Annotated in this window: 27 protein-coding genes; 10 read left to right on the forward strand and 17 right to left on the reverse strand. The window is 72.8% G+C overall.

All coding sequences use genetic code 11. The features are described 5' to 3' along the window. The first annotated feature begins 7 nt into the window (after window positions 1–7). Entirely contained in the window at window positions 8–535 is a 528-nt protein-coding gene (locus tag FED44_RS10865; RefSeq protein WP_111697686.1) for a GNAT family N-acetyltransferase, read from the forward strand. A 15-nt stretch (window positions 536–550) separates the two neighbouring features. On the opposite strand, the gene FED44_RS10870 is transcribed toward FED44_RS10865, so the two are convergent. Then, window positions 551–1,096: an O-acetyl-ADP-ribose deacetylase gene (locus FED44_RS10870; protein WP_138460547.1), complete on the reverse strand. Its 546-nt coding sequence runs from the start codon at window positions 1,094–1,096 to the stop codon at window positions 551–553. A 51-nt stretch (window positions 1,097–1,147) separates the two neighbouring features. Between FED44_RS10870 and FED44_RS10875 the strand changes: the two genes are divergently transcribed. The 5 genes from FED44_RS10875 to FED44_RS10895 all read left to right on the forward strand — a co-directional run bounded on the left by FED44_RS10875 (window position 1,148) and on the right by FED44_RS10895 (window position 3,814). Beyond that, entirely contained in the window at window positions 1,148–1,504 is a 357-nt protein-coding gene (locus tag FED44_RS10875; protein ID WP_111697688.1) for a BlaI/MecI/CopY family transcriptional regulator, read from the forward strand. After that, window positions 1,501–2,427: a M56 family metallopeptidase gene (locus FED44_RS10880; protein WP_138460548.1), complete on the forward strand. Its 927-nt coding sequence runs from the start codon at window positions 1,501–1,503 to the stop codon at window positions 2,425–2,427. Before FED44_RS10875 ends, FED44_RS10880 begins: the two co-directional genes overlap by 4 nt. 101 nt (window positions 2,428–2,528) lie before the next feature. Beyond that, entirely contained in the window at window positions 2,529–2,963 is a 435-nt protein-coding gene (locus FED44_RS10885) for a helix-turn-helix domain-containing protein (RefSeq protein WP_111697690.1), read from the forward strand. Window positions 2,964–2,966: 3 nt separating this feature from the next. Further along, complete coding sequence (locus FED44_RS10890; RefSeq protein ID WP_187405997.1) at window positions 2,967–3,353, forward strand: hypothetical protein; 387 nt, start codon at window positions 2,967–2,969, stop codon at window positions 3,351–3,353. Between the two features lie 131 nt (window positions 3,354–3,484). Continuing rightward, window positions 3,485–3,814 (forward strand): DUF2516 family protein, encoded by a 330-nt coding sequence (locus FED44_RS10895; RefSeq protein ID WP_111697691.1) that lies wholly within the window; start codon window positions 3,485–3,487, stop codon window positions 3,812–3,814. 13 nt (window positions 3,815–3,827) lie between these two features. Here FED44_RS10895 and FED44_RS10900 read toward each other — a convergent pair whose 3' ends face one another. Beyond that, on the reverse strand, window positions 3,828–4,799 hold the full coding sequence (locus FED44_RS10900; protein ID WP_111697760.1) for a magnesium transporter CorA family protein: 972 nt from the start codon (window positions 4,797–4,799) through the stop codon (window positions 3,828–3,830). A 60-nt stretch (window positions 4,800–4,859) separates the two neighbouring features. Here FED44_RS10900 and FED44_RS10905 point away from each other — a divergent pair, with 60 nt between their 5' ends. After that, window positions 4,860–6,524, forward strand: a complete 1,665-nt coding sequence (locus FED44_RS10905) for a DUF2207 domain-containing protein (RefSeq protein ID WP_138460549.1) — start codon at window positions 4,860–4,862, stop codon at window positions 6,522–6,524. A 193-nt stretch (window positions 6,525–6,717) separates the two neighbouring features. On the opposite strand, the gene FED44_RS10910 is transcribed toward FED44_RS10905, so the two are convergent. Next, entirely contained in the window at window positions 6,718–7,659 is a 942-nt protein-coding gene (locus FED44_RS10910) for an asparaginase (protein ID WP_138460550.1), read from the reverse strand. Window positions 7,660–7,704: 45 nt separating this feature from the next. Here FED44_RS10910 and dtd point away from each other — a divergent pair, with 45 nt between their 5' ends. Beyond that, window positions 7,705–8,130, forward strand: coding sequence for a D-aminoacyl-tRNA deacylase (gene dtd, locus FED44_RS10915; protein WP_111697694.1), 426 nt, complete (start codon window positions 7,705–7,707; stop codon window positions 8,128–8,130). Window positions 8,131–8,264: 134 nt separating this feature from the next. On the opposite strand, the gene ygfZ is transcribed toward dtd, so the two are convergent. The 11 genes from ygfZ to FED44_RS10970 form a co-directional block, all read right to left on the reverse strand. Continuing rightward, window positions 8,265–9,353 (reverse strand): CAF17-like 4Fe-4S cluster assembly/insertion protein YgfZ, encoded by a 1,089-nt coding sequence (gene ygfZ / locus FED44_RS10920; RefSeq protein ID WP_138460551.1) that lies wholly within the window; start codon window positions 9,351–9,353, stop codon window positions 8,265–8,267. Between the two features lie 173 nt (window positions 9,354–9,526). Further along, window positions 9,527–11,101: a fused response regulator/phosphatase gene (locus FED44_RS10925; RefSeq protein ID WP_111697696.1), complete on the reverse strand. Its 1,575-nt coding sequence runs from the start codon at window positions 11,099–11,101 to the stop codon at window positions 9,527–9,529. Continuing rightward, window positions 11,094–12,779, reverse strand: a complete 1,686-nt coding sequence (locus FED44_RS10930; RefSeq protein WP_111697697.1) for an ATP-binding response regulator — start codon at window positions 12,777–12,779, stop codon at window positions 11,094–11,096. The genes FED44_RS10925 and FED44_RS10930 overlap by 8 nt, the downstream gene beginning before the upstream one ends. Further along, window positions 12,776–13,771, reverse strand: coding sequence for an ATP-binding SpoIIE family protein phosphatase (locus tag FED44_RS10935; RefSeq protein WP_111697698.1), 996 nt, complete (start codon window positions 13,769–13,771; stop codon window positions 12,776–12,778). The genes FED44_RS10930 and FED44_RS10935 overlap by 4 nt, the downstream gene beginning before the upstream one ends. 32 nt (window positions 13,772–13,803) lie before the next feature. Further along, on the reverse strand, window positions 13,804–14,202 hold the full coding sequence (locus tag FED44_RS10940; RefSeq protein WP_138460552.1) for an anti-sigma regulatory factor: 399 nt from the start codon (window positions 14,200–14,202) through the stop codon (window positions 13,804–13,806). Further along, the gene (locus FED44_RS10945) at window positions 14,199–14,564 is read right to left on the reverse strand and encodes an STAS domain-containing protein (RefSeq protein ID WP_208758908.1); all 366 of its coding nucleotides are present in this window, start codon (window positions 14,562–14,564) and stop codon (window positions 14,199–14,201) included. Before FED44_RS10945 ends, FED44_RS10940 begins: the two co-directional genes overlap by 4 nt. Continuing rightward, window positions 14,564–15,397 (reverse strand): STAS domain-containing protein, encoded by an 834-nt coding sequence (locus FED44_RS10950; protein WP_111697700.1) that lies wholly within the window; start codon window positions 15,395–15,397, stop codon window positions 14,564–14,566. Before FED44_RS10950 ends, FED44_RS10945 begins: the two co-directional genes overlap by 1 nt. A 98-nt stretch (window positions 15,398–15,495) precedes the next feature. Beyond that, on the reverse strand, window positions 15,496–15,906 hold the full coding sequence (locus FED44_RS10955) for a Fur family transcriptional regulator (RefSeq protein WP_111697701.1): 411 nt from the start codon (window positions 15,904–15,906) through the stop codon (window positions 15,496–15,498). A gap of 371 nt (window positions 15,907–16,277) precedes the next feature. After that, window positions 16,278–16,775, reverse strand: coding sequence for a heme-binding beta-barrel domain-containing protein (locus FED44_RS10960; protein ID WP_111697702.1), 498 nt, complete (start codon window positions 16,773–16,775; stop codon window positions 16,278–16,280). Window positions 16,776–16,839: 64 nt separating this feature from the next. Next, window positions 16,840–17,496 carry a response regulator gene (locus FED44_RS10965; RefSeq protein ID WP_138460553.1) on the reverse strand — a complete coding sequence of 219 codons (657 nt, stop codon included), beginning with the start codon at window positions 17,494–17,496 and terminating at the stop codon, window positions 16,840–16,842. Continuing rightward, complete coding sequence (locus tag FED44_RS10970; protein WP_138460554.1) at window positions 17,493–19,598, reverse strand: sensor histidine kinase; 2,106 nt, start codon at window positions 19,596–19,598, stop codon at window positions 17,493–17,495. The genes FED44_RS10965 and FED44_RS10970 overlap by 4 nt, the downstream gene beginning before the upstream one ends. A gap of 213 nt (window positions 19,599–19,811) precedes the next feature. Between FED44_RS10970 and FED44_RS10975 the strand changes: the two genes are divergently transcribed. Further along, window positions 19,812–20,453, forward strand: coding sequence for a hypothetical protein (locus FED44_RS10975; protein WP_111697704.1), 642 nt, complete (start codon window positions 19,812–19,814; stop codon window positions 20,451–20,453). Window positions 20,454–20,496: 43 nt separating this feature from the next. Next, entirely contained in the window at window positions 20,497–20,859 is a 363-nt protein-coding gene (locus tag FED44_RS10980) for a DsrE family protein (RefSeq protein WP_111697705.1), read from the forward strand. Window positions 20,860–20,929: 70 nt separating this feature from the next. On the opposite strand, the gene FED44_RS10985 is transcribed toward FED44_RS10980, so the two are convergent. From FED44_RS10985 to FED44_RS10995, 3 genes are read right to left on the reverse strand one after another with little or no spacing between them, the layout of a single operon-like run. After that, complete coding sequence (locus tag FED44_RS10985) at window positions 20,930–21,637, reverse strand: type 1 glutamine amidotransferase (RefSeq protein ID WP_111697706.1); 708 nt, start codon at window positions 21,635–21,637, stop codon at window positions 20,930–20,932. Then, window positions 21,627–22,901 (reverse strand): MurT ligase domain-containing protein, encoded by a 1,275-nt coding sequence (locus FED44_RS10990; RefSeq protein WP_138460555.1) that lies wholly within the window; start codon window positions 22,899–22,901, stop codon window positions 21,627–21,629. Before FED44_RS10990 ends, FED44_RS10985 begins: the two co-directional genes overlap by 11 nt. Window positions 22,902–22,929: 28 nt before the next feature. Beyond that, window positions 22,930–26,016: an ATP-binding protein gene (locus FED44_RS10995; RefSeq protein WP_111697708.1), complete on the reverse strand. Its 3,087-nt coding sequence runs from the start codon at window positions 26,014–26,016 to the stop codon at window positions 22,930–22,932. Window positions 26,017–26,042: the final 26 nt, after the last annotated feature.

Here is a 26,042-nt window from a genome sequence, read left to right on the forward strand (position 1 = left end):
CCGGGCCATGCGTTTCGTCCTCGACCCGGAGATGACCCCCGAGCTCTTCGAGCAGCTCCTGCTCTGCTGGACGGAGGTGACCAACGCGGACGGCGCCGTCGGCTTCGTGCCTCCCGTGACGCCGGACGTCATCAGGCCGACGGCGGAGAAGGCGTTCGCCCGGACCCGCTCCGCCGGTGGGCCGGGAGCCCCGGACAGCCTCCTCGCCGGGTTCGGCGACGACGGCGAGGTCGCCGCCTGGCTCATCCTGGCCGACAACGACTCGCGCCTGCGGGCGCACTGGCGGTGGGTGCTGCGGGTCATGGTCCACCCCAAGCACCAGGGCAAGGGGTACGGCCGGGCCCTGCTAAGCGCGGCCGACGACGCCGCGCGGTCCCTCGGCCTGGAGGCGCTGCAGCTCACCTGCCGAGGCGGCACCGGGGTGGACGCCTTCTACGCGAGCGCGGGCTACCGCGAGGTCGGCCGGGTGCCCCGCTCGATCCGGCTGGCGCCCGGCGACGAGCGGGACGAGATCTACATGCTCCGGTGGCTCTGAATCTTGGCCCAATGCTTAGGCCGGCTCCGCGAGAGCGGTCTCGAACGCGGCATAGGCTGCGTTACTGAACAGTACGAACCGCACCTCGCGGAGGGCTGACCCGGCTTGCCGCACGGTGCTCATCTGTACGGTGGCCATCCGTACGGTGGTCAGCGCGATGCGGGCGGCGTCCTCCATCGGCCACCGGTAGACCCCGGTGGAGATGGCGGGGAAGGCTACGGTGGCGGCGCCCAACCGGTCGGCGACGGCCAGCGACTCCCGATAGCAGGAGGCGAGCAGGTGGGATCGGTCCTCATCCGGCGAGTACACGGGCCCGACCGTGTGGATCACCCATCGGGCGGGCAGCCGTCCGGCGGTGGTCTCGACGGCCTGCCCGGCCGGCAGTCCCCGGCCGTACCGGGAGGCACGCAGCGCCCGGCACTCCTCCAGGATCGCCGGACCGCCGCGCCGGTGGATGGCCCCGTCCACGCCTCCGCCGCCCAGCAGGGACGAGTTGGCCGCGTTGACGATCGCGTCGACCCGCTGCTCGGTGATGTCTCCCTCGACCAGAACGATGTTCATGTGCGTCACCTCTCTACAGGACGTAGTACTACCCCAGGTAGCCTTGGAGGTGTGAAGGGACTGGGAGAGCTCGAACGCAGCATCATGGACATTCTCTGGGCGGAGAACGCGCCGCTCACGGCTCGCGAGGTCGGGCGTCTCATCGAGGACCGCGATCTCGCGCCGACGACCGTGATGACCGTGCTCGACCGGCTCTCCCGCAAGGGGTTCCTCACCCGCACCCGAGACGGGCGGGCCTGGCGCTACCAGCCCGCCGCGAGCCGCGACGCGTACGTCGCCGAGCTGATGCTCGAAGCGCTCGACATGACCGGCGACCGGGACGCGGCGCTGACCCGCTTCGCCCAGGCCGTCTCCGGCACGGAGGCCGAGATCCTCCGGAAAGCGCTCACGGAGCTGGGGGAAGAGTGATCGCGGCGGCGGTCTTAGCCGCGCTCGCGACGACCTGCGCGCTGGCCGCGTGGCGGCTGACCTTCGCGCGCTGGACCTGGCGCGCCCCGCGCACGGCGATCCTGCTCTGGCAGTCCCTCGGGGTGACCTGGGGCCTCGCCTCCACCGGCGCCCTGCTCGCCTTCGCCCTCGGCCCGTACGGCAAGGGGGTCGTGCACGGCCTGGCCGAGTTCCTGGCGGGATTCCTGGCGAGCGTGGGGTCCAGCGTGCGCGACCCGTACGACATGGTCCGGCTGGCCGCGCTGATCGCGGGCCTGTCGCTGCTCGCGGTGCTGGTGGCCCTGCCGCTCGCGGCGGGGGCGCAGACGCTGCGGGCCCGCCGCAGGCACCGGCTGCTGCTCGCGCTGGTGGCCAGGGACGAACCGGCCGTGCCCGGCGTGCGGGTGGTCGACTTCCCCGGCGCCGCCGCGTACTGCCTGCCCGGGCTGAAGTCGCAGGTGGTGATCAGTGACGGCACCCTGCACCTGCTGTCGTCCGCCGAGCTGGAGGCCGTGCTCGCGCACGAGGCCGCGCACGTGCGCGAACGCCACGACCTGGTGCTGCTGCCGTTCGCCGCGCTGCGCCGCGCCCTGCCGTGGTCGAAGCTGGTGCGCGACGCGCAGGCGTCGGTCGAGCTGCTGATCGAGATGGCCGCCGACGACCGCGCCCGCCGGCGTTGCTGCCCCCGCAGGCTGGCCACGGCCCTGCTGCGGTTCGGCACCTCGGCCGCGCTGCCCACGCCGCAGGGCGCGCTGGGGGCGTCCGCGTCGTCCAGCGTGATGGCCAGGGTCGACCGGCTCGTGCGTCCCGAGGTGTCGCTTCCCCCCGCGCAGCGCTTCCTGATCCTGACCGGGTCGGTGGTGCTCGCGACCAGCGCGCCGCTGCTCTGGCTGCTCCCCGGCTGAGACCGCCTCCCGGCCCGACCGTTCTCTGACCAACGCTTGGGTGTTAGCTGAAGTTAGTCACTCAGTTTGCAATTGCAAGCAGTGCGATGCAGACTGGGGACATGGAACTGCCCAAGGTCGGCTCGCTCGGTGAGTACATCCGCCAGCAGCGGCAGCAGGCGAAGATCTCGCTCCGCCAGCTCGCCGCGCAGGCCGGCGTGTCGAACCCTTACCTGAGCCAGGTCGAACGGGGCTTGCGCAAGCCGAGCGCGGAGATACTGAACCAGATCGCCAAGGGTCTGCACATCTCCGCCCAGGCGCTGTACGTCCAGGCCGGCCTCATCGAGGACCGCGAGCCGCACAGCGACGTGCTGGCCGCGATCCGGGCCGACGTGGCACTCACCTCGCGGCAACGCCAGGTGCTCGTCGATATCTACGAGTCGTTCCGCAAGGAGAACCGGGCCGGCGCCGCACAGCCGCCGCAATCGGCTGCGCATCTCGGAGACGACCCGGTTCCCTCGCGTGACGGCTTGACGCCGGATTCGCAGGAAGGATAACCCATGACCACCATCGTCACCCAGGCCAAGAAGATCACCGAGAGCAAGCCGTTCTACGCCCTCACCGGGGCCGGCGACTTCGCCGTGGAGAAGGCCCGCGCCTACGCCTCCACGGTGCAGGACAGGGCCGAGACCGTCGCGCGCGAGCTGCCGGAGAAGGCCCGGGGCTACGCCGACGCCGCCGCCACGCAGATCAACCGCCTGTACGACGACCTCGCCACCCGTGGCCGCAAGGTCGTCAGCCGGGTGAGCGGCGAGGCCGCGCTGGAGCTCACCGAGGTCTCGGAGACCGCCGAGCCGGCGATCGCCGCCGAGGTCACCAGCGGGACCACCACCGGGAAGCGGACCACGGGCGGCCGCACCCGCGCCACCACCGCGAACCGCGGCTGACCTTCCGCCCACGCCGGCGACACCGGGGCCCGCCTTCCCCTGGGGGAGGCGGGCCGCCGCCGTCCACGCCACCTGTCGGCGGCGCCCATTAGTCTTGGGGTCGTCGGCCACCTTGACCATGCGGAGAACCAATGTTCGGGCTCCACGGAATCCTCTCCATCATCTTCTGGCTGCTCGCCCTGGCGGCCTTCCTGCTGTGCGTCGTGGCGCTGGTCCACGCCGTGCGCATCCCGGCCCGGGCCTTCCCCGCGGCGGGCAAGCAGACCAAGCAGCTCTGGCTGATCATCCTCGGCTTCGCGACGTTGTTCACCTTCGCCGCGGCGGTCCAGTACCTGGGCGCGCTGAGCATCTTCACGATCGCGGCGGTCATCGCGGCGGGCATCTACCTCGCCGACGTGAAGCCCGCGGTCAACGAGCACAAGGGCGGCGGCGGCAACCAGGGGCCGTACGGACCCTGGTGACGGGGGCGGCGCCTCAGAGCCAGTCGCGCGCCCGGAACACCCGGTAGAGCGTGGCGGAGGCGACGACGATCAGCACGCTGGACGTCCAGAAGCCCCAGTGATGCCCGAAGCCGGGGAACGGGATGTTCTGGCCGTAGAATCCCGTGATCAAGGTCGGCACCGCGATGATCGCGGCCCAGCTGGTCACCCGCTTCATGATCAGGTTCATCCTGTTGCCCTGCATGGTCAGCTGCGTCTCGCGGATGTTGCCCACCAGGTCGCGCAGCGACTCGGTCCACTCGGTGGCGCGCAGCACCTGGTCGTACACGTCCTGGAAGTACGGCGCCATCTCCCCGTCGCCGACCATGCCGTTTCGGCGCAGAAGCGTGTTCACCGCCTCCCGCATGGGCATCACGACCCGGCGGAGCGTGACCAGGCTCTTGCGCAGCTCGAACGTGCGCCGCTGCTCCTCCCGGCTCACCGGCCGCTCGCCGAAGACCGTGTCCTCCAGGTCCTCCACCTGCTCGTCCATCGCCTCGACGGTCGCGAAGTGGCTGTCCACCACGTAGTCGAGCAGGCCGTGCAGGAGGAACGCGACGCCGTGCCGGGCGAGGTCCGCCCCCTCGTCCCAGCGCCGCATCACCTCCTCTACGGAGAACGCGTCCGACTGCCGCACGGTGACCAGCGCGTTCGAGGTGATGAAGGCGGCGGCGTCGGCGACCCGCACCTCGCCGGTCCCGACGTCGAAAGCGGACGCGTAGACGCTCAGGAACATGTGGCCGTCGTAGACGTCCAGCTTGGGCCGCTGCCGGCGTTGCAGCGCGTCCTCCACCGCCAGGGCGTGCAGCCCGAGCTCCTCGCTGATCGCGTGGAGGTCCTCCTCGGTGGGGTCGCACATGTCGAACCACACCACGGCCGCCGGATCCCTGACGTGCTCGGAGACGTCGGCGACCGGAAAGCCCTCGGCCTCCAGGACGCCGTTCCGGTACAACCGGGTGTGTCCCATGGACGGTAACCCTACCGACCCCGCGAAACGTGTCGGATGGGACCGATAAGGTTTCGGCTCATGCTGGATCTCGCGCGCCGGCTCGGACCGGCGGCACTGCTCGCCGCCCTCGCCGTCCTCGCCGTCTCCCCCGCGCACGCCTCGCCCGCACCCGCTCAGCCCGCACGCGCTGCGGCGGCACCGGCCGACAAGGACGAGGTGACCCTGGAGCTCCGCCGGGACGGCGTGCTCCACGTGAAGGAGACGGTCACCCCCGCCGGCGGGACCGTGCGGCGCACGCCGATCACCCGCACCCGCTTCGACGACGGCCACGACCGCGTTTACCGCCTCTCCAACGTCAAGGGCGGCTCGTACGACGGGGAGACCCTGACGTTCGGCGGCACGGTCGAGTACGACGTGACCGGCGCCGTCTCGCCCGTCGCCGACGGCGGCGAGGAGCTGCGCTGGTTCGCGGTGTCCGGCCCCGTGCGGGACGCGGTGGTGACCGTGACCGGCCCGGGCAGGGTGCAGAACCTGTCCTGCTTCGCGGGCGAGCCCGGCGCGGCCACGGCCTGCACCGGCGCGTCGGTCGACGAGACCGGCGCCACCGCCACCTTCGAGCAGCAGGACCTCCGGCAGGGCCAGACGCTCACCGTCGTCGTCGGCTATCCGAAGGGCGCGACGGGCGCGGCCCCGATCCTGGAGCGCAGGTTCGAGCTGTCCAACGCGTTCGCGCTGAACGCGGTGACCGGCGGGTCGCTCGCGGCGCTGCTCGTCCTGCTGCTGGGCGGCGTGGGGCTGCTGTACTGGACGCGCGGGCGCGACGCCCGGGTGATCGGCAGCGAGACGGCCGGCACCGGGACGACAGGCGACTGGCTGACCCAGGTCAGCGGCCACTGCGGGCGCTTCACCCCGCCGGACGGGGTGCGGCCAGGGCAGATCGGCACGCTGGTCGACGAGCAGGCCGACGTGGTCGACGTGACCGCGACCCTCGTGGACCTCGCCGTGCGCGGCTTCCTGCGGATCGACGAGCAGCCCCGGCAGACGTACGAGTCCCCCGACTGGTGCCTGGTCAAGCTGCCCGGAGCCCCGATCGGCGACCTGCTCCCCTACGAGCGCGCGCTCTGGGACGCGGTCTTCGACGGCCGCGACAGGGTGCTGCTGTCCCAGCTGCACGGGTCCTTCGCCACCCGCCTCACGGCGGTGCGCGACGCGCTCTACCAGGACGTGGTGGACCAGGGCTGGTTCGCCCGGCGGCCCGACTCGGTGCGGTCGCGCTGGACCACCCTCGGAGTGGTCGTGCTCGCGCTCGGGGTGGTCGCCACGGTCCTGCTCGCCTGGTTCACGTCGTACGGCCTGCTGGGACCGGCTCTGATCATCGCGGGGGCGGCCCTGGCCTTCGGCGGCCAGTACATGCCGGCCAAGACCGCCAAGGGCGCCGAGGCGCTGGCGCACACCCTCGGCTTCCGGGAGTACCTCGCCCACGCGAGCGCCGACGACGTGCCCCCGGACCGCCGGGTGGAGCTGTTCTCCCGCTACCTGCCGTACGCGGTGATCTTCGACAACGTGGACCGGTGGGCGGGGATCGTCGGCACGTTCACGGGCGACGGCCGGCAGGCCGACCACCTGTACTGGTACCAGGGACCGGCGGAGTGGGACCTGTCCAGGTTCGCCGACTCGATGCGGACGTTCACGCTGACCACCTCCGGCGCGATCTCGTCCTCCCGCCAGTTCCGCTCCCTCTGATCCCCCCGCCCCCGGATCGGAGGGCGCACTCGGGCGGAGGGCACTCGGGCGGGGGTGAGAAGCGCAGCGGGCCGCGACTCGGGCGGCTCAGGCCGCTCTCACGCCCGGCGGGGTCGGACGGCGCGGACGCGGACCTCTCTCACGCCTGGGATGTCAGAGGGCGTGGACGCGGACCTCTCTCACGCCTGGCGGGTCAGGCGGCGTGGACGCGGACCTCCCCGACCGGGACGCCGCCGCCGAACAGCGGCGTGGTCGCGAGCCCGGCGAACTCGGGGGCGTCGATCCCGGCCGCGCGCAGGGCGGCGACGGTGACCGGCACGCGGGCCCGCCCGCCGCCGTCCACGATCTTCACGGCGCCGGCCCGGCCCTCGGCGTCGGCAAAGGCGTCGAACGCCTCCGCGCCCGACTTCACCAGCAGCCCGGGAACGGCCCGCATCAGCAGGGCCTCGGCCCGGGTCGTGCCGCTCGTCCACTCGGGGTGCGCGCGCATCGCGTCGGCGACGCGCCGCTCCGGGGTGCCGTCCGGGGCGAGCGTGAGGCGGCGGAAGGCGCGGGCGACCGCCGCCATCGAGACGAAGAACAGCGGCGCGCCGCAGCCGTCCACGCCGGTCGCCGCGACCCGTTCGCCGGTGAGTTCCTCCACCGTGGCGCGGATCGCGCGCTGCAACGGGTGCCCGGGATGCAGGTAGCCGTCCACCGGCCAGCCGTTGACCACGCAGGTGGCGAGCATCGCCGCGTGCTTGCCCGAGCAGTTCATGAAGACGCGGCGGGCCTCGCCGTACTGCCGCAGGACCTGGCGGCTCGCCTCCTCGTCCAGCGGCAGGTCCTCGGGGCAGCGCAGGAAGGACTCGTCCAGTCCCGCACCCGCGAGGATCTTCCGGGCGCCGTCGACGTGGAAGGGCTCCCCGCTGTGGCTGGCGGCGGCCAGCGCGAGCAGTTCCCCCTCCAGCGGCAGGCCGGCCCGGACCATCGCGAGCGCCTGCAACGGCTTCATCGCGGAGCGCGGCGAGGCGAGACTCGCCGTGTCCCCGCGCACGAGGGCCGGGGAACCGTCCGCCCCGATCACGTGCACGCGTGCGCGGTGCACGGACTCGACGAACCCCGAACGGACGACCTCCACCACTATCTCCGACATGGGGCGCAGTCTACGAAGCCCTCGGACATGGCAGAATCCGGGGGCATGCGTGCCGTCGTACAGCGGGTCAGTTCCGCGTCGGTTGTGGTGGAGGGGCGTGTCGTCGGAGCGATCGACGAGCCCGGCCTGCTGGTGCTCGTGGGCGTCACCCACACCGACGGGCGGGCCGAGGCGGCGAGGCTCGCCGCCAAACTGTGGGGGCTGCGAATCCTGCACGGCGAGAAGTCGTGTTCCGACGTCGGCGCCCCGCTGCTCGTCATCAGCCAGTTCACCCTGTACGGCGACGCCCGCAGGGGCCGCAGGCCCACCTGGCAGTCGGCCGCCCCCGGCCCGGTGGCCGAGCCGCTGGTGGAGGCCGTGGTGGCCGAACTGCGGACGCTCGGCGCGCGGGTCGAGACGGGCCTCTTCGGCGCCGACATGAAGGTGACCCTCACCAACGACGGCCCGATCACCCTCGTCCTGGACGTCTGAGCCACTCCGGCCCGGACGCGGCCCGGATACGGCATGGGCGCGGCCCGGATTCCGCCCGAGGCGTGATCCTCACCGGCCGAGGGAGCGTCCCAGCCGTCCCAGCCGGCGGACGCGGGTGATCGGCAGGGGCGCCGTCAGCGGACGCGGCGGCGCAGGGCGGGGTCGATGTGCACGTTGCGGCCCGCGTCCGGCGGCACGACGACCTCCTGGCTCGCCGCCACGCCACCGGCCAGCAGGTCGATGTCCACCGGCACCGTCCGCTTGACGACCGCGAGGGCGATCGGGCCCAGCTCGTAGTGGCGGGCCGATGAGCCCACGAACCCGAGCTGGCCGGGCTCTGCCGCGCCCTCCACGGCCGCCTCCGGCTCCGCCTCGACCGGGGTGGCCACGCCGAGCGTCACCGGGGCGCCGTGGGGAGGCAGGCTGTCGACGCTGCCGTCGAGGTGCAGGAAGACCAGGCGGCGGGGCGGGTGGCCGAGGTTGTGCACCCGGGCGACCGTCTCCTGCCCCCGGTAGCAGCCCTTGCTCAGGTGGACCGCCACGCCGATCCAGCCGACCTCGTGGGGGATCGTCTTGTGGTCGGTCTCGAACCCGAGCCGGGGCACGTGGGCCGCGATGCGCAGCGCCTCGTAGGCCCACAGACCGGCGGGGCGCAGGCCCAGCTCCTCCGGGAGACCGGCCAGCCGCCCGCGCGGCACGAGCAGGTCGCCGCCCATCACGACGGTCCCCTCGGGGAGCGCCCGGCGCTCCGCCCAGCCCTCCTCCTCGGCCGCCGGCTCACCCGCGGGGGCGGGCGGCGCGACGGAGACCACCGCGTAGTCCGAGGTGAGCTCGGCGACCTCGACCCGCAGCATGAACCGCATCTTCTCCAGGAAGGCGACCAGCTCGGCCGCCGTGCCCGGCTCCACGTGCGCCCACACCGCCTCGCCGTCGTCCACCAGGGTCAGGTGGTGCTCGACGCGGCCCTGGCCGTCCAGCAGCAGCGCCTGGGCGGGCGTGCCCGGCTGGAGCGTGTCCAGCTTCTGCGAGCTGAGGCTGTTGAGCCAGCTCAGCCGGTCGGGTCCGGCGATGCGCACGACCTCGCGATCGCTCCGGTCGACCAGCGCCCGCCCCTCGGCGAGCGCGCGCTGCTCGGCGTAGGGGTCGCCGTAGTGGGCCGCCACCGTCTCGTCCGGCGCCTGCGCGGCCACCGCGCCGGATGTGTCAAGCAAAGGGCTCCGCATGCCCCAAGGCTATTCGGTCCCCCGCGACCGTCGCGGTCCCGGCTCGCCCCTGTGGACAACTCACGGACTGTGGACAACTCACGGACTGTGGACAACTCGCGGCACTGTGGGCAACTGGCGGGACTGTGGGCGACCGAGCCGCGGACGACCGGTCATGAGCGGCCGGCGTGACGTCATCGCGGCACGCGGCGGAAGGCGACCAGCGCCACGTCGTCCTCGCGGGCCCCGAACGTGGCGATGAGCCGGTCGCAGAAGCTTTCCAGGTCGTCGCCCACGTGTTCGGCCTGCTGGCGGGCGACCTCCAGGCTCTCGTCGAGCAGTTTGTCGCGGTCCTCGATCAGGCCGTCGGTGAACAGCACCATCGTGGCGTCCTCGGCCAGGTGGAGCCGGTCCACCCGGTACCGTTCCTCGGCCACGCCCAGCAGCAGGTTCCCGAACCTGTGATAGGCCGCGTCAGGTCCCGCCATCAGCGGCGGGATGTGCCCGGCGTTCACGAGTTCCAGCTCACCCGTCTCCGGGTCGAGCAGGAGCAGGCAGACGGTCGCCGTCATCTGCGGGTGATAACGCCGCAGGACCGCGTTGAGCAGGCTCATCGACCGGGCCGGATCGACCGCCTCGATCACCGACGCCCGCAGCGCGTACCGGAGCTCCGCCATCACGGTGGCGGCGTGCAGCGAGTGGCCCTGCACGTCGCCGAGCGCGATCAGCACCCGGTCGCCCAGAGGCAGGACCTCGTAGAAGTCCCCGCCCACCTCCACGTTGTCCACCGCGGGCTGGTACCGCACGGCGATCCGCAGGCCCGGCACGGGCGGGATCTTGTCGGGCAGCAGGCTGCGCTGCAGCGTCAGCGCGATCGTGTGCTCCTCGGCGTACGCGCTGGCGGCGTCGACGGCCAGGGCCACAGCCTGCCCGAACTGCCGCAGCAGGCTCACCTCGTCGCCGTCCAGCGGCGAGGCCGGATCCACCCCCAGGAAGACCGGCGGCCTGCCCGTCTTCGTCCGGCACAGTACGCCCGACACGGTCGCGACCCCGTCGCTGTCGGGGACGACCGCGGCCCATGTCCGGCTGTCCAGGTCGAACGTCCGCACCCCGGGGGAGTCCCCGATCGCGATGTCGCTGAGCCTGTCGAGGGTGTCGGGCCGCACCGGCCGGGCCGAAGCGGCCTCGCCGGGCCGGGCGGCGAACCTGCGCAGGACTCCGTCCGGCGACACCGCCAGCACCCGCGCGAACCGGTCCACCAGCCGGGAGCAGCCCTCGGCGGCCACCGACAGCAGCCGTTCGAAGTCCTCCGCCTCGTTCAGCAGCAGCGTGATCTCGGCGAGCATGCTCAGCCGCGCCGCCATCCGCTCGGCCCGCTGCCGCGCCCGGTAGTACCGCAGCATCGCCCGGACCGTCGCCGCGAACTCGTCGGGCTGGATCGGCTCGGAGAGGTACGCGTCGGCCCCGCGCTCCAGCCCCTCGGCGCGGTCGGCCGGGGTGATCGCGTTGCCGGACACCTGGATCACCGGGATCGAGGTGGTCTCGGGGTTGGCCTTGATCTTCTCGCAGACCTCCATGCCCCCGAGGTCGGGCATCCGCACGTCGAGGACGACCAGGTCCGGCCTGAGCGTGGCGACGAGGGCCAGCGCCTCCTCGCCGCCACCGGCCTCCACGACCCGGTGCCCCGCCCGCCGTAGCCAACTGGAAAGTATGTAGCGCTTGGTCGGGATGTCGTCGACCACGAGCACGGTCGCCGCGGCGTCAATCATCGGCCCCACCTCCGCGCCGCGCGGCGACCGCCTCCCTGATCGTCTCCAGCAGCCGGTCCCGGCGCAGCCCGTGCTTGCTCAGCGACAGATGCGCGCTCTCCTGCTCGTCCAGCGCTCCCGACACCGTGACCACGGGCACCTCCCGGAGGCTCTCGTCCTCGGCCATCCGCTGCCGCAGAGCGGCGCCGTCCAGCCGGGGCATGAAGAGATCGACCAGGGCGACGTCCGGGACGTGCTCACGCATCCGTTCAAGGGCTTCGTACCCGTCGGCGGCCTCGTCCACGACGGCGGCGAAGCCGAACAGCAGGCGCCGGGCCAGCGCGCGGAACCCCGCGTCGTCGTCGGCCACCAGCACGTGACCGATCTCGGGGCTCGCCATCCGGTGCGGCACCCGCAGCGTGACCGTCGTCCCCTCCCCCTGCGTGCTCGACAGCTCCAGGTCGCCGCCGAGCGCCTCGGCGAGCCTGCGGGCGTACGGCAGGCCGAGGCCGGTCCCCTTCGCCTTGAGCTGGAGCGGGCCGGGCACCTGGAAGAACTCCTCGAAGACGCGCTCCAGGAGCTCCTCGGGAATACCGACGCCGGTGTCGGAGATGGTGAAGACGACCTCGGCCATCTCAGGGTCGACCTCGGCGCTGAGCCGCACCTCACCCTCCTGGGTGAACTTCAGCGCGTTGCTGAGCAGGTTGCGCAGGATCCGGGTGAGCATGACCTCGTCGACGAGCATCTCGCCGACCTCGGGGGACACGTCGATCACCAGCCCGACCCCCTCCGACCGTACGGCGGTGTGCAGCGTCCCGCGCAGCGCCTCGGCCACCGCGACCACGTCCACCACCGACGGCTCCGGGTCGAGCCGGCCCGACTCCGCCTTGGCGAGGTCGAGCAGCTCCCCCACCAGGACGAGCAGCGTCTCCGCGCTGCCGCCGATGAGGTTTACCTGGTGCTCCTGCTCCTCGGTCAGCGGCTCGCCCCCCGCGCCGACCATCAGCCGGACCAGCCCGATGATCGAGGTCAGCGGCATTCGCAGCTCGTGGCTCACGTTGGCCCAGAACCGCTGCCTGGCCTCGGCGGCGCTGCGCAGCTGGGACGACTTCTCGTCCAGCTCGGCGTACAGCGCCACGACGCCCCGGTTGGTCTCCTCCAGCTCCGCCGACAACTGGTTGTACAACGCCATGACGCCCTGGTTGGTCTCCGCGAGCTCGGCGTTGAGCCGCAGGACCTGCTCCAGCGTCCGGGCCAGCTCCTTGTTCTGCTCGCGCAGCTCGTCCAGGGCGGTGGCGGGCGCCAGCGGGGCCAGCCCGGCCCGTACGTCGGCGACCGTCAGGCTGCGCCGGTGCCCGGGCACCCGCTTCACGAGCGTGACGCGTCCCTCCTCCGCGGCCAGGCTGACCTCGTCGACCAGGCGGCCCGCGAGCGTCAGGCCCTCGCTGGGCCGCAGGCTCTGCCCGTCGCCGTACTCGACGGTGACGACCAGCCGGTCCTCCGCCAGGCTGAAGGTCACGTGGCCCTCGGCGCCCGAGGCCAGCACCTCGCGGCCGATCTCGCTGAGCGCGGTCGCCATGCGGATCTGGTCCTGCGACTCCATGCCCACGAGCTCGGCGATCCGCCTGCCGAGCCGCCGGACCGCGAAGACGTCCTGGTCTCCGCTGATGTCCGCGCGGGTGAGCACCTCGCCGGTCACGGCCGCTGCCTCAACGCCACGACGCAGGCGTCGTCCCTGCGGCTGCCGGCGTCCCGCAGCAGGGTGGCGCCGATCACGGCCGGGGAGCGGGCGAACAGGCCGGGGAAGGACGCCGGGTCCCAGCGGTCGGTGAGGCCGTCTGAGTGCAGCACCACCGTGGCGTGCGGCGGCAGCGCGTACTCGTACTGCTGCGGGCGCCTGCTCTTGTGCCCGGCGATGCCCGGCAGGGAGATCATGCCCTGGCGGCCCTCGGCGTGCGCGATCCAGCCCGAGATGTTGCCCAGCCCGGCGTACGACACGGTCTCCCGCTCGACCCTGACGACGGCCACGGCGCCTCCTCTGGTGTGGCTCAGCCCGCGGTGCACGCGTTCCAGCGCGGCGACGGGCGGGGCGAGGGGGTCGTCCAGGAACACCCGTACGGCCTCGCGGGAGGCGTGCGCGGCGGCGGCGCCGTGGCCGAGCCCGTCGCAGAGCACGGCCGTGATCACGCCTCCGGTGTCGACCACGGCGTAGGAGTCGCCGCAGATCGTCTCCTCGCCGATCGGGCGGCGGATCCCGCTCACGCGCGGCGGCGGCCCGGGCGAGCCGTCCGCCGTGAAGTGCGTCACCAGGACGGTGCCCCGGCCCGGCATGCTGTGCACGTCCCAGGCCGAGGCCATCCGGGCGATGGCGCCGAGCCCGATGCCGAGGGTCCCCGAGGTGGAGAAGCCGTCCCGCAGGGCGCGGGCGAGGTCGGCGATGCCCGGTCCGCGGTCGACGGTCACCAGTTCCACCACACGCGCGCGCTCGCCGTGCGGGCGCACCAGGACGACGCCGTCCTCGGCGTGCTTGACCAGGTTCGAGACCGCCTCGGTGACCGCCACGGCCACCTGGCCGGTGCGGTTCTGGTCGAACCCGGCGGCCGTCGCCAGCGCGACCGCCGACCTGCGGACGGCGCCGATCACGCTGGGGTGCGCGGCGCGGACCCAGATGTCCTCGTGACGGCCGGTCACGCGGCTCTCACCGGGCGGCTCGTCAGGGCCGCTCAACGGGCCCACTTGGTCACCGTGATGCGGGTGCCCTCACCCGGGGCGGAGACCAGGTCGAACTCGTCGACGAGCCGCCGCGACCCGCTCAGGCCGAGCCCGAGACCACCCCCGGTGGTGAATCCGTCGGTCATCGCCTGCGCGATGTCGGAAATGCCGGGGCCCTCGTCGGAGAAGACCAGCCGCAGGCCCGGCCGCAGCCCGGTGGAGACCTTCTCGACCTCCACCCGCCCACCGCCGGCGTGCACCAGGACGTTCCTGGCCAGCTCGCTGGCGGCGGTTACGATCTTGGTTTGGTCGACCAGGGAGAGCCCGATCTCGGCCGCCACGCTCCTGACCTTCTGGCGTACCAGTACGACGTCACCGTTGGTGGCGATGGGCAGCTCCTGCCCGCTCACCCCTCGGCGCTCCTCGCGTGCTCCAGCATCACGACTCCCTTTTCGAGGTTGAGGGCCGTGCGCACGCCGCCGAGCGACAGTCCCAGTTCCACCAGCGTGATCGCCACGGCGGGACGCATCCCGACCACCACGGTCTCCGCGTCGAGCATGCGCGTCATCGCGGCGATGGTGGAGAGCATCCGGCCGATGAACGAGTCGACGATCTCCACGGCGGTGATGTCTATGATCACCCCGCGCGCTCCTCTGGAGACAACCGTCTCGGCCAGGTCCTCCTGCAGAGTGAGCACGCTCTGGTCGTCCAGATCGATCTGGATGGAGACGATCAGGATGTCGCCGAGCTTGAGGATCGGCACACGCTCCATCAGCCGCGCTCCGCCCTGACCGCGACCCGGGTGGTCGCGGCGCCCTTGACCTGCACACCGCTGCGCGTCAGCGCGTACGCCAGTGCGTCGGCGAGCGACGCCTTCGTCACGATGTCGCCGAACTCGATGCCCAGTGTGACGATGGTGTGCGCGATCTGCGGGCGGATGCCGGAGATCACGCACTCCGCGCCCATCAGCCGGGCCGCGACGACGGTCTTGAGCAGGTGCTGCGCGACCTCGGTGTCCACCGCGGGCACGCCGGTGATGTCGATCACCGCGTGCTCCGAGCCGGTGTCCACCAGCGTCTGCAGCAGCTTCTCCATCACCACCTGGGTACGGGCGGAGTCGAGCGTGCCGACCAGCGGCACCGCGACGATCCCCTCCCACAGCTTCACGACAGGGGTCGAGAGTTCGAGAAGCTGCTCGGCCTGGTCGATGATGATCTTCTCGCGGGCGGCGGAGTAGGTCTCGAAGGTGAACAGCCCCAGGTCGTCGATCAGCCGCGACAGCCAGGCGAAGCCGCGCAGCGCCTCGGTCTGCCCGTCGGCCTCGACCTGTTCGTACACCGCCTCCTTGAGCGAGAACACGACCCGGGCGGTGTCGGAGGGGGTGTAGCCCTGCCGGGCGCGGGAGCGGGACAGCTCGCCGAGCAGGCCGCGTACGTCGGCGAGGTCGGCGTCGCCGACGAGGGCCGTGCGCAACGCCTGGTGCAGATCCCGGAGTTCGTCGATCGGCGCGCCGGAGATCTGGCTCCACCGCCGCAGCAGCGGCTCTTCCTGGGAAGTGAATATCTCGACGATGCGCCGCCGGGCGGCGTCCGCAGGAACGGTCACGTGTACTCCTGACGACGGCAAGGTGTCTCACCCGCAACGCTACCGTCAGAAGGGTGTAGCACCGCCCACAAATGGGACATTACCGACGTTTAACAACATCAGCGGCATTTCCGGCAGGTGCCGAAGACGGTGAGGTGGCGCACGTCGGTCGCGAAGCCCAGTTCCGCGTCGAGGGCCGAGACGAGGCCGTCCACGAGCGGGGGGGCCACCTCGGTGACCTCGCCGCAACCCCGGCAGACGAGGTGGACGTGATCGGCTTCCGAGGCGAGGTGATAGGTCGGAGCGCCGTGACCCAGGTGGGTGTGGGTGACGAGCCCGAGCTCCTCCAGCAGTTCGAGGGTCCGGTAGACGGTCGAGATGTTGACCCCTCTGGCCGTCCGCTGCACCCGGGCGCAGATGTCCTCCGGCGTGGCGTGCCCCAGCTCGGTGACCGCTTCCAGCACGAGCTGGCGCTGGGGGGTGATCCGGTAGCCGCGGGCCCGCAGCTCCTCGTGCCAAGTCTCGGCCATGACCAGAAGTTTAGGTCGTGGCGCGGAAACCGGCCTCCGCCACGCCCCGGGGGCCGGCCGATAATCCGCTTGCCCCTTCGCGGATCGCTCGCATAACTTGAATGCACGCAGAAGGGAGGTGGTCCAAACAATGGTTGATCATTATTGGGCTAGCGAGGTGGCTGTCCGCTAGGACTCGTCCATCTGGACCCTCCGTCTGGATGTCGTACGACGTCCCGGCGAATCCTCGACAGACACCGGAACCCCGGGCAGCCGGCGGCCGCGGACGAATGTCCTCGGCCATGGTCCAGCCGGCCCGCCTCCTCAGGAGGCGGAGCGCGCCCGGGGTTCTTTCTTTTCCCCCACTCGCGCTCTCGTGACTCCCGCTCTCGTCACTCCTGCTCGTCGAAGTCGCCGGTCCTCCTGAGCTCCGCGGAGGCGTGCGACTGCAGCGGGTGCCCCACCGCCGCCATGTCGTAGGCGTACATGAGGTTGCCGTTCACCAGGCCGTACAGCCGGTGGCCCGCGTTGTACTCCTTGGCCGTCGTGGTGCGCGCGACCACGTCCGTACGCAGCTCGATCTTGTGGAAGACGACCTCCCCCACGTAGATCTCGACGATGCCGGTGGGATGCGCGAGGCACACCTCGATCTGGCGCCCGGGCTGGATGCGCCAGAAACCCGCCTCGGTGGACAGCGGTCTGACCTTGTTGCCCTCGGCGTCGAGCAGCCAGCTACGGCTCCGGTAGCTCAGGAACGGCTTCCCGTTGTGCCCGAACACGACTTCCTGGCCGAAGTTGGCACTCTCCATGGTGGGATAGCCGATCACGCCGGCCCCCTCCCAGCGGCCCAGGAGGAAGGCGATCGGCTCAAGGTCGGGGTGTACGTCCATGGAGACGAGCTTAGAGGCGGTAGACGGCCCTCCCGACAGAACCGCACAGCCCGGCCGCGGAGCCTCAGCGGCCGAGGCCGGCGTCCCGCCCCCGGATGATCGCCTCCGCCCGGTCGGCCGCCTGGATCTTGCCGAGCACCGCGTGCACGTGGTTGCGCACGGTCTTCTGGGACAGGAACAGCCGCGCGGCGATCTCGCCGTTCGACAGTCCGGCGGCCACCAGGTCGAGCACCTCGTGTTCGCGGGCGGTCAGGCCGGGGAACGCCGTGGCGGCGCCGCTCTGCGGCCTCGGGGCCAGGAAGTCGGTGATCCGCCCGGCGAGGACCGCCCCGAACACCACGCCGCCGCCGGCCACGGTGGTGATCGCGCGCACCACCTCCTCGGGTTCCGCGCCCTTGAGCAGATAGCCGCGCGCTCCGGCGCGGAGCGCCTCGAAGATCGTGCCGTCCTCCTCGGACATGGTCAGCACCACGACACCGGTCTCCGGCCGCTCCCGCAGGATGTGACGGGTGGCCTCGATCCCGTCCATGCCGGGCATCGAGACGTCCATGACCACGACGTCGGGCTCGTGCCGGGCGGCCTGCTCGACGGCCTCGGCGCCGGTCGCGGCGGTCCCGACGACCTCGACCTCGTCGATGCTGCCCAGCAGGGCCGCGAAGCCCTCGCGGAACACCGGGTGGTCGTCCACCACGAGTACCGTCACCGGGCGTTGTCCCGTCATATCCCCACCTCTTCCGTCGTCGCCGCTCGCGTCACGGCCTCTCGCCTCGTGGCGGGCGGTCCGATGGGCAGCCGCGCCCACACCCGCGTGCCGCCGGACCCGGCGGAGGTCACACTGCACGACCCGCCGAGTTCGGCGGCCCGTTCGCGCAGGGAGACGAGGCCCACGCCGCTCACCACGCCGTCGCCGAGGCCGACGCCGTCGTCGGTCGTCACGACGTCGAGGCACCCCGCCTCGCCGTCGCGGGTGAGCGTGATCACGCACTCGCCGGCCCGCGCGTGCCGGACCACGTTGGTGAGGGCCTCGGACGCGATCCGGTACGCCGCCACCTCGACCGCCGCCGGGAGGTCGGACAGGTCGCCGTACTCCTCGACCCGGACGGCCAGTCCCGGGGCCCGCAGCCGCTCCGCCTGCTGCCGGATCGCCCCGACCAGCCCGACGTCGTCGAGCGCGGGCGGCCGCAGGCCGTGCACCAGGCGCCGCACCTCGGTGAGCATCCCGGTGAGCTCCTGCCGGGCCAGGCCGAGGATCCGGTCCGCCTCCTCGGGCGAGCGGCGGGCGGTGATCCGCGCGGTGTCGACGCGGGAGGCCACCGCGGCCAGGGCCGGCCCGAGACCGTCGTGCAACTCGCGGCGAAGGCGGCGGCGTTCGTCCTCCACCGCCGCGACCAGGCGCTCGCGGCCGCCCTGCAACTCCTCTGCGAGGCGTACGGCGCGGGCGGCCGCGGCGGCCTGCCGGATCAGGTCGGCCAGCAGGCGCTCGTCGTTCGACGAGAGCCGGGTGCGGGAGGGCGCCTGGCGGGGCAGCAGCAACCGGCCGATCTCCTCGCCGCGGTAGGTGATGGGCAGGGCGCGCGTCCCGGCGGGACGCTCGCCGTCCTCGACCAGCAGCCGTTCACCGCTGAACTGCGTGATCTCCACGCCGACGTACGGCGACCGGAAGGCCCGCGCCACCGTCCGCGCCAGCGTGAGAAGCTGCGTCCCCGAGTCGTCGGCCCGCTCCAGCCGCTCGGCGAGCCCGGACATCACGCGGTAGGGATCGTCCCGTTCGCCGACGACCCAGCGCCGCACCAGCCGCCACAGCCGGTGCCGTAGCTGCGCGTACAGGATGGCGACCGCGAAGACGGCGATGACCAGGCGCTCCCCCTCGTTCAGGCGCGGCCCCAGCAGGCGGCCCGCGCCGCCGAGGACCAGCAGGTCGAGCAGGAGGGTCAGGGCGAGCAGGGCGCCGTACACCACGGTCCCGCCGAGCAGCCGGTCGATGTCGACGAGGTCCGGCCGGACGATCCCGACCGCGACCGATCCGGCCGTGAGGACCAGGGCGATGTCGAGACCTGCGGTGCCGAAGTCGTTCGGCAGCAGCCGGATGGTCAGCATGACCAGCAGGTCGGCCACGGCCGCCCACAGCAGCCAGCGCATGCGCGCCCGGCCGACGCCGGCCGACCTCCGGTAGCGCCGCACCACCACGACGAACGGCGCGAGGAGGCTGAGCGGGATGCACAGCTGGGCCACCAGGAGCACGCCGCTCCACACGGCGTCCGGCAGCGGGACGTACAGCGGATCGAGGTCGAGTGCGGTCAGCGGCGCGGGGATCGGCCGGGAGTCCGAGGTCGCCTGCGCGATGGCGGACGGCACCGCGACCAGGGCCAGCGGGAGCAGGCTCGTCAGCGCCAGGCTGACCAGCGTGACCCCGCGCCACCAGCCCGTGGGCATCTTCCCGTCGGGGTAGAGCAGCAGCACCAGCGGCAGCAGCAGCAACAGTCCCGCGCCGAGCCGCTGGTAGACGAAGAAGGCCGCCGACCCGCCCGGCAGTGCGGGGTGGTGCAGGGTGGCGTAGGCGAGCCACGAGGCGGCCGCGTCGTCCACCGCCCACCAGGCGCCGAAGACCGCCATGAGCCGGCCCAGGGGATGGCGCGCGTGCCGGGTGAGCACCGCCGCGCCGGCCGTGGCCAGCGCGACGCCCGCCATCGCGTCGGGACCCGCCGGAGGCAGGTCGAGCAGGACCCGGTGGGCCTGCGGCACCCGCAGGCCGATCAGCGCAGCCGCCACCGCCGCGGCCATCGCGACCACGAGGAACGCGAGCCCGGCGACGTTCAGGCGCACAGGCCGACGAACCATCACAAACCGCACCAGAGCAGTGTGCCGCAGGCGGAACGGGATGTCCCTAGGACGCGCGTCCCGTCCGTCCTGGGACACGAGACAGGCCCGGAATCGGGACGCCGCGCCCTGACGGCCCGGGGCGGTGATTCAGCAGGATCGTCCTCGTCGCCGCGGTGATCCCCACCGCCGCTCCACCCCCGAATCGAAGGAAGCCCGATGACCAGCACCTCCCACGTCCCGGCGCACACGGACCCCGCCGCCCCCACCGCCGCTCCCACCGGAGGGCTCGCCGACTCGACGGTGCGCCGGCTGGCCCTGGGCCTCTCCACCGGCGCGCTGACCTGGTCGGCCGTCAGCTTCGTCTACGGCTTCGACGTCGCCGGCGACCCGGCCCTCATGATCACCGACCTCGGCGGCCTGGCGTTCCAGATCGGCGCCCAAGGCCTTCTCACGATCATGCTCCGCACCGGCGCGACCGGCGTGAGCCGCGTGGCGCGCGGCATGGTGCAGGCTGAGCGGGTGCTGCTGGCCCTGGCCATGGTGTGGAGCCTCGTCCACGGCCTCTTCCCGGCCGCGCGTGACACGGTCTGGCTCGGGATCCTCGACGCGTTCTGGCCGCTGTCGATGCTGGGCATGTTCGTGCTCGGCGTCAAGATCGCCATCACCGGCCGGTGGCGCGGGGCGGCCCGCCTGTGGCCGCTCGTCGCCGAGAGCTGGGTGGTCGTGACCCTCCCGACCCTGGCGATCTTCGGCACCTCCGTGTCCAACGTCGTCGGCGCGGCCCACCTGCTGGTGGGCTACACCACTCTCGGACTCATCCTCGCGTTCCGTCCCGACCTGGTGCGCGGCGGGAAGTGAGTGGCGGAGAACACACGGCGGCCCGGCGGACTAGGCTTCCGTTATGGCACGATCTTTGGTGATCAAGGTGACGGCCGGGGCGGACGCCCCGGAGCGCTGCAACCAGGCCTTCACGGTCGCGGCGGCGGCGCTGGCGAGCGGTGTCCCGGTCTCGCTGTGGCTGACCGGCGAGTCCTCCTGGTTCGCCCTGCCGGGGCGGGCCAAGGAGTTCACCCTGGCCGAGGCCGCGCCGCTGGAGGACCTGCTCGCGGCCGTCCTCGCCGCGGGCAGGGTCACGCTGTGCACGCAGTGCGCCGCCCGCAGGGGCATCACGGTGGACGACGTCATCGACGGGGTCCGCATCGCGGGAGCCCCCACATTCGTCGAGGAGGTCCTGGGCGAGGGCGTGCAGGCGCTCGTCTACTGACCCCGCTCCGGGCCCGCCCGGCGACCGACCGCCGGCCCCCGATTTCTAGGGGACCGGAGGCGCGGGCGGGTCAGGCGGGCAGCACCGCGCGCAGGCGCTCGTCGCGCAGCGCCTGGTACCAGCCGTCGTCGATCGCGGGCAGCGGCCCGGTCACCCAGCTCAGCAGCAGGTCGGCCAGCGCGGGGTTGCGGGCGAGCGCCGGGCCGTGCAGGTAGGTGCCGATGATCCGGCCCGCGTAGCAGCCCTCCGTGCCGTCGCCGTTGCCGGTGCCGACGACCGTCCGGGACAGCGGGCGCACCCCCGGCCCCAGCCTCGTCACGCCCATGTGGTTCTCGAACCCGGTCAGCGTGGGCAGCCCCAGCGCGGGGTCCACCTCGGCGGCCAGCTCGCCGACCGCGCGCCGCTCGCCCCGCCCCGAGCTGATGTCGAGCAGGCCGACGCCGGACACCGGCTGGCCCTCCTCGCCGCCGAACACCGTGCCCATGATCTGGTAGCCGGCGCAGACCGCCAGCAGGGCCGCGCCCCGCTGGATCGCGGCGTGCAGGCCGCCGTCGCGGCGCAGCCGCTCGGCGCCGAGGATCTGCGGCCGGTCCTCGCCGCCGCCGATCAGGTAGACGTCGCCCTGCTGCGGCACGGGGTCCGAGGAGCGCACGTGGATGGTCCGGGTGGGGATCCCCCTGGCCCGGGCCCGCTGCTCCAGCACCAGGACGTTCCCCTGGTCCCCGTACGTGCTGAGCAGGTCGGGATAGATCCAGACGATGGACAATTCAGACGGCACGGCCGAACTCCGCTCGGATCTGCTGGAACGCGGTGTAGTTGGCGATCACGTCGATCTTGCCGGGGGCGAGGACGGCCACCGCCTGCTCGAACGACTCGCAGAGCTGGAAGGGCACCTCCGCGACGGTCAGCCGCAGCGCGAGGTCGAGCCGGCGTTCGCCGGTGACCAGCACGGGCCGGCCCCGCAGGATGCGGTAGTCGACGTCCCACAGCCAGGAGGTGTCGCGGCCGTCCGGCCCCTGCGCGTTCACCGACAGGATGATCGGCAGCGCCGGGTCGGCTACGTCGAACGCCTCCAGCCAGCCGGCCGGGTTCTTGGCCAGCAGCAGGCGCAGCGACCTGCCCTCCCGCTCGACGGTGGTGTAGCGGCCCGCGACCGAGGTGACCGTACGCAGCCGGGGCAGCGCCCGGCCGGGGTCGAGGCCCAGCGTCTCGGCGACCGCCAGCGCGATGGCGGCGTTCGCCCGGTTCGCCTGGCCGGGAAGCTGGAGGTCCAGCCGCCAGCGCTGCCCGCGGGGGTCGATCACGTCCTCACCGTCGAGCACCCAGTTGGGCTCGGGACGGTGGAAGGTGCACTCGCGGCAGGCCCAGCTGGTGTCGGCGAGCTGGGCGGCGGTCAGGTTCTGCCCGCCGTTGCCGAACCCGGCCCGGTCGAGCGGGCCGCCGCACTCGGGGCAGCACCAGGAGTCCTCCCGCCAGCGCTGCCCGGCCGCCACCCACGTCACCCGGGCGGCGGTGGACGCGCCCCAGGTGACCAGCGGGTCGTCGCAGTTGGCGATGACGTGGGCGGGCCGGCCCGCGAGCGCGCGGCGCCACTTCTGGGCCAGCAGCCAGATCTCGGCCGCCCGGTCCATCTGGTCGCGACTCAGGTTCATGAGGCAAACGATCCCGGCCTCGGTGGTGTCCAGCACCTCGGGGAGGTACTTCTCGTCCACCTCCAGCACGCCGTACGGCGCGCCCTTGCTGGAGGCGAGCGCCGACACGTGCCCGGCGGGCATGTTGGCGCCGAACGCGTTCGTCGCCACGTCGCCGAGCTCCTGCAGCGCCGAGGTGATGAGACGGGTCGTCGTGGTCTTGCCGTTCGTCGCGCTGACCAGGACGAGCTTGCGGTCGGCCGCGAGCTTGCGCAGCAGGTCGGGCTCCAGCATCAGGCCCACCCTGCCGCCGATCACCGAGCCGTCGCCGCGCCCGGTGGCCCTGGACAGCGTCGCGGCCGTACGGCCCAGCGCACTGGCGAGCTGGGCCCGCAACGGAAGCTGACTCATGCCCAGATCCTAGTGCCCCCGCCCGAAATCACGATCCGAAGGACAGCTCGGCGGGGGTGTCGCCGTCGAAGGGCAGCACGAACCGGCGCGGCCAGGACAGCACGGTCTCCAGCCAGCCCGCGCTCATCGTCTGGGCGATGTATCTGATCCGCTCGCGCGGCTCGACGCCGATGGCGACCGTCGTCACGTCCCGCTGGATGCCCTCGTGCTCGTCGTCGCCGAGGATGACCCGCCAGGCCAGCGCGCGGTTGCGGTCCACCTCCATCGACAGCGGGTGGTGGCGCAGCGCCTTGGCCCGGTGGCCCAGCAGCTCCGTGCGCACGCCGACCGCCACCGCGCCCTCGGCGGGCTCGGCGCCGTTGACCCCCTGGTGGGGGTACGGCCGGCCGGCGGGGTCGGTGCCGAACAGCGGATACTCCATCGCCGGGGCGGGGCTGCGCAGGTTGGGCGCGGGATGCCCGAAGGGGAACAGCCGGTCCACCTCGTGGAGCCAGCGGACCTGCGGGATGACCCAGGCCGCGCCCGGCCGCTCGCCGGCGCGCATCGGCGGCTCGCCCTCCGCGCCGTCCGCCTGACCGGCCGCGAGCAGCCCGGCCGCCACCTCGGCGGCCTTCTCGGTGAGCAGCGCGGGGTCGAACCACGTGCGCAGCGACCAGGCGCGGCGCGACACCGACCGCTCGACCAGCGTGGCCAGCAGGCACTCGCGCCGCTTGACCGGCAGCTCCGCCCAGATGTCGGCGAGCACGCGCGGCACGCCCGGCAGCGATCGGTTCGTCACGAACGCCAGGACCGCCGTGTCGGTCCAGATCCGCAGCCACGCCCACTCGGGGGCCACCGCGAGCAGGTCGGCCTCGCGCAATTCCACCAGCGTGCAGGCCTTGCCCGTGCGGCACTCGCGCCCGCAGGCGGCCGATCGGCGGCCGCAGATCGGCGGGACCGGGCCGAGCGTCTCACGCTCGCGGTCCTCGCCGAGCGGTACCTGGACGCGCAGCGGGCGGTCCATGCCGTCGGCGAAGACCGCGGCGAAGCCCGGCTGGAGCGACACGACCTGACGCGACTGGTCCTCGCTGAGGTTCATCGCCGCGCCGACCAGCGCGCGGTCGTCCTCGGCCGGGAGCCGGTGCACGACCTTGAGCGCGGTGTTCTTCACCACGTCGGAGACGAGCTTGGTCGGGATCTGCTCGGCCACGACGATGCCCTCGCCGTACGCCCTGATCTCGGCGAGCATCCCGGCCAGCAGTTCGACGGCGTGGGTGGAGGCCCGCTGGGAGCCCCGGTCGCGCAGCAGCCGGTGGGCCTCCTCGATCACGATGACGTGCCGCAGGCCGCCGACGCCGTCCTCGGCCCGCGGCTCGGAACGGGCCCGCATGCGCAGGTGCTCGACGATCCGGATGATCAGCGTGCCCATGAGGAACGCCTTGTCCTCGTCGTTGGCGACGTCCTCGATCGCGAGCACCACGTTGCGCTGGAGCAGGCCGCCGATGTCGGCCGGGTGGCCGCCCTCGAAGAACCGGCCCGCGCTGCCGACGCGCAGGCTGCGCAGGCGCAGGCTGATGAAGCCCTCGACGTCGGCCTGGACCTCGTTGCCGTACCCGATCTCCTGGATGACCTCCAGCGCGTGCTGCTGGAGCTGCTCCAGCGTCGGCACCGCCGGCTGCACGGCGGCCCCCGGGATGCCGCCGCCGGTCACCACGTCCCAGCCGTTGGCCTCGTAGACGCGCTGCAACGCCAGCGACATGATCTGCGGGAACGGCTCCTCGGCGTCGAAGGCCGCCAGGAACAGCGCCCTGACCATGTCGATGTGCGCCTGCACGGGATAGCCGGGCTCGGGCGCGAGCGGGTTGACGCTGATCGGCACGTTGTCCGGCGCCGAGGGGTTGATGACGGTCAGCGGGCCCAGGTGCTCGACGCGGCCGGCCATCGCGGCGTACTCCGACTTGGCCGGTTCGATGGCCAGCCACGGGATGCCCGCGATCGTGAGCTGCTCCAGCAGGTGCCGTACGGTCTGGGACTTGCCGGAGCCGGTGGCGCCGGTGACGAAGGCGTGCCGGTTCAGCGTCGCGAGCGGCACCCGGAACGCGCCGACGGCGCGGTCCTGCCCGTCGACGATCGCGCCGAGGTCGATCGACTCCGAGCCCTCCACGTCGGCCTCGCTCGTCACATCGAAGAAGCCGGCGTCGAGCACCCGGACCCCCGGCACCTCCCGGCGCGGCAGCCCGGCGAGCGCGGCGAGGGCCCCCGCCGTCGCCGCGAACGGCGCCGCCGCGCCGTCGGCCGAGTCCTGCAGGTCGACGGCCAGCGCCTCGGCGAAGCCGTACACCGACTCGCTCGCGCCGTCCCCCGACAGGGCGGGCAGCGTCATCGCGCTGCGCAGCCGGTAGGGGTGGTGGCTCATCTCCACCGAGCCGACCAGCACCGGCGCGATCTGGCGCAGTTCGTCGGGGCCCGCCGCGCCGGCGAGCACCCGGACGTTCCACAGGCCGGCCTCCCGGAACGCGTCCAGCTCCTGCATCCTGCGCTCGGCCCGCTCGGCGTCGAACCGCGACCGCTCGGAGGCGTCGCCGTACTGGCGCAGCACGTTGAGCTGGGTGCGCAGGTGGGCGACCTCGGCGTCGAGCAGGTCGGTCGGCTCGGCGACGACCACCCACGCGAACGGCCGGGACATGAGCGTGACCAGCGTCGACTCGAAGAGCGTGGGCCGCTTGGGCTCGTCCGGCTCCGGCTCGCGCCTGCCGTAGAGCGGCGGGGCCTGACGGCCGGGGCACGGGGTCCAGACGAGGTCGGCGAGGTCGGCCAGCCACTCGTCGCCGATCTCCACGCCCCGCGCGCCACCGGGGAACAGCAGCGGCTGCGGGCCGGTGACCGGCGGCTCCGGGGCCGAGGCCGCCCGGCGCGGTGGCTTGGGCGGCGTGAGCGGTCCCGCGTTGGTGATCAGCTCAAGCGGGGCACCCGACCCACGCGACAGCCAGCCGATGACGAACGGCCGGTTGCGCTGCGCGGCGGACAGGACCGCGGGGAGCACCGTGACGAAGTCCCACTCCGCGGACGAAGTGCGCGAGGGAGCGGTGATCGCCTGGATCCGATACCACGGCCCGCTCAGAGGGAACGGATGCAATGAGACCCCTCAGTCGACGACGAACA

Origin of the sequence: Microbispora triticiradicis (assembly GCF_005864065.1) — a bacterium.
Lineage (GTDB): Bacteria > Actinomycetota > Actinomycetes > Streptosporangiales > Streptosporangiaceae > Microbispora > Microbispora triticiradicis.

Coding starts and splice junctions, on each gene's coding strand:
- FED44_RS10960 (WP_111697702.1), bottom strand. CDS start 16,775: ATGGACGTACACCCCGACCTTGAGCCGATCGCCTTCCTCCTGGGCCGC.
- FED44_RS10990 (WP_138460555.1), bottom strand. CDS start 22,901: ATGAGTCAGCTTCCGTTGCGGGCCCAGCTCGCCAGTGCGCTGGGCCGT.
- FED44_RS10905 (WP_138460549.1), top strand. CDS start 4,860: ATGCTGGATCTCGCGCGCCGGCTCGGACCGGCGGCACTGCTCGCCGCC.
- dtd (WP_111697694.1), top strand. CDS start 7,705: ATGCGTGCCGTCGTACAGCGGGTCAGTTCCGCGTCGGTTGTGGTGGAG.
- FED44_RS10980 (WP_111697705.1), top strand. CDS start 20,497: ATGGCACGATCTTTGGTGATCAAGGTGACGGCCGGGGCGGACGCCCCG.
- FED44_RS10925 (WP_111697696.1), bottom strand. CDS start 11,101: ATGATTGACGCCGCGGCGACCGTGCTCGTGGTCGACGACATCCCGACC.
- FED44_RS10885 (WP_111697690.1), top strand. CDS start 2,529: ATGGAACTGCCCAAGGTCGGCTCGCTCGGTGAGTACATCCGCCAGCAG.
- FED44_RS10890 (WP_187405997.1), top strand. CDS start 2,967: ATGACCACCATCGTCACCCAGGCCAAGAAGATCACCGAGAGCAAGCCG.
- FED44_RS10975 (WP_111697704.1), top strand. CDS start 19,812: ATGACCAGCACCTCCCACGTCCCGGCGCACACGGACCCCGCCGCCCCC.
- FED44_RS10965 (WP_138460553.1), bottom strand. CDS start 17,496: ATGACGGGACAACGCCCGGTGACGGTACTCGTGGTGGACGACCACCCG.
- FED44_RS10910 (WP_138460550.1), bottom strand. CDS start 7,659: ATGTCGGAGATAGTGGTGGAGGTCGTCCGTTCGGGGTTCGTCGAGTCC.
- ygfZ (WP_138460551.1), bottom strand. CDS start 9,353: ATGCGGAGCCCTTTGCTTGACACATCCGGCGCGGTGGCCGCGCAGGCG.
- FED44_RS10870 (WP_138460547.1), bottom strand. CDS start 1,096: ATGAACATCGTTCTGGTCGAGGGAGACATCACCGAGCAGCGGGTCGAC.
- FED44_RS10865 (WP_111697686.1), top strand. CDS start 8: ATGCGTTTCGTCCTCGACCCGGAGATGACCCCCGAGCTCTTCGAGCAG.
- FED44_RS10895 (WP_111697691.1), top strand. CDS start 3,485: ATGTTCGGGCTCCACGGAATCCTCTCCATCATCTTCTGGCTGCTCGCC.
- FED44_RS10945 (WP_208758908.1), bottom strand. CDS start 14,564: ATGGAGCGTGTGCCGATCCTCAAGCTCGGCGACATCCTGATCGTCTCC.
- FED44_RS10900 (WP_111697760.1), bottom strand. CDS start 4,799: ATGGGACACACCCGGTTGTACCGGAACGGCGTCCTGGAGGCCGAGGGC.
- FED44_RS10955 (WP_111697701.1), bottom strand. CDS start 15,906: ATGGCCGAGACTTGGCACGAGGAGCTGCGGGCCCGCGGCTACCGGATC.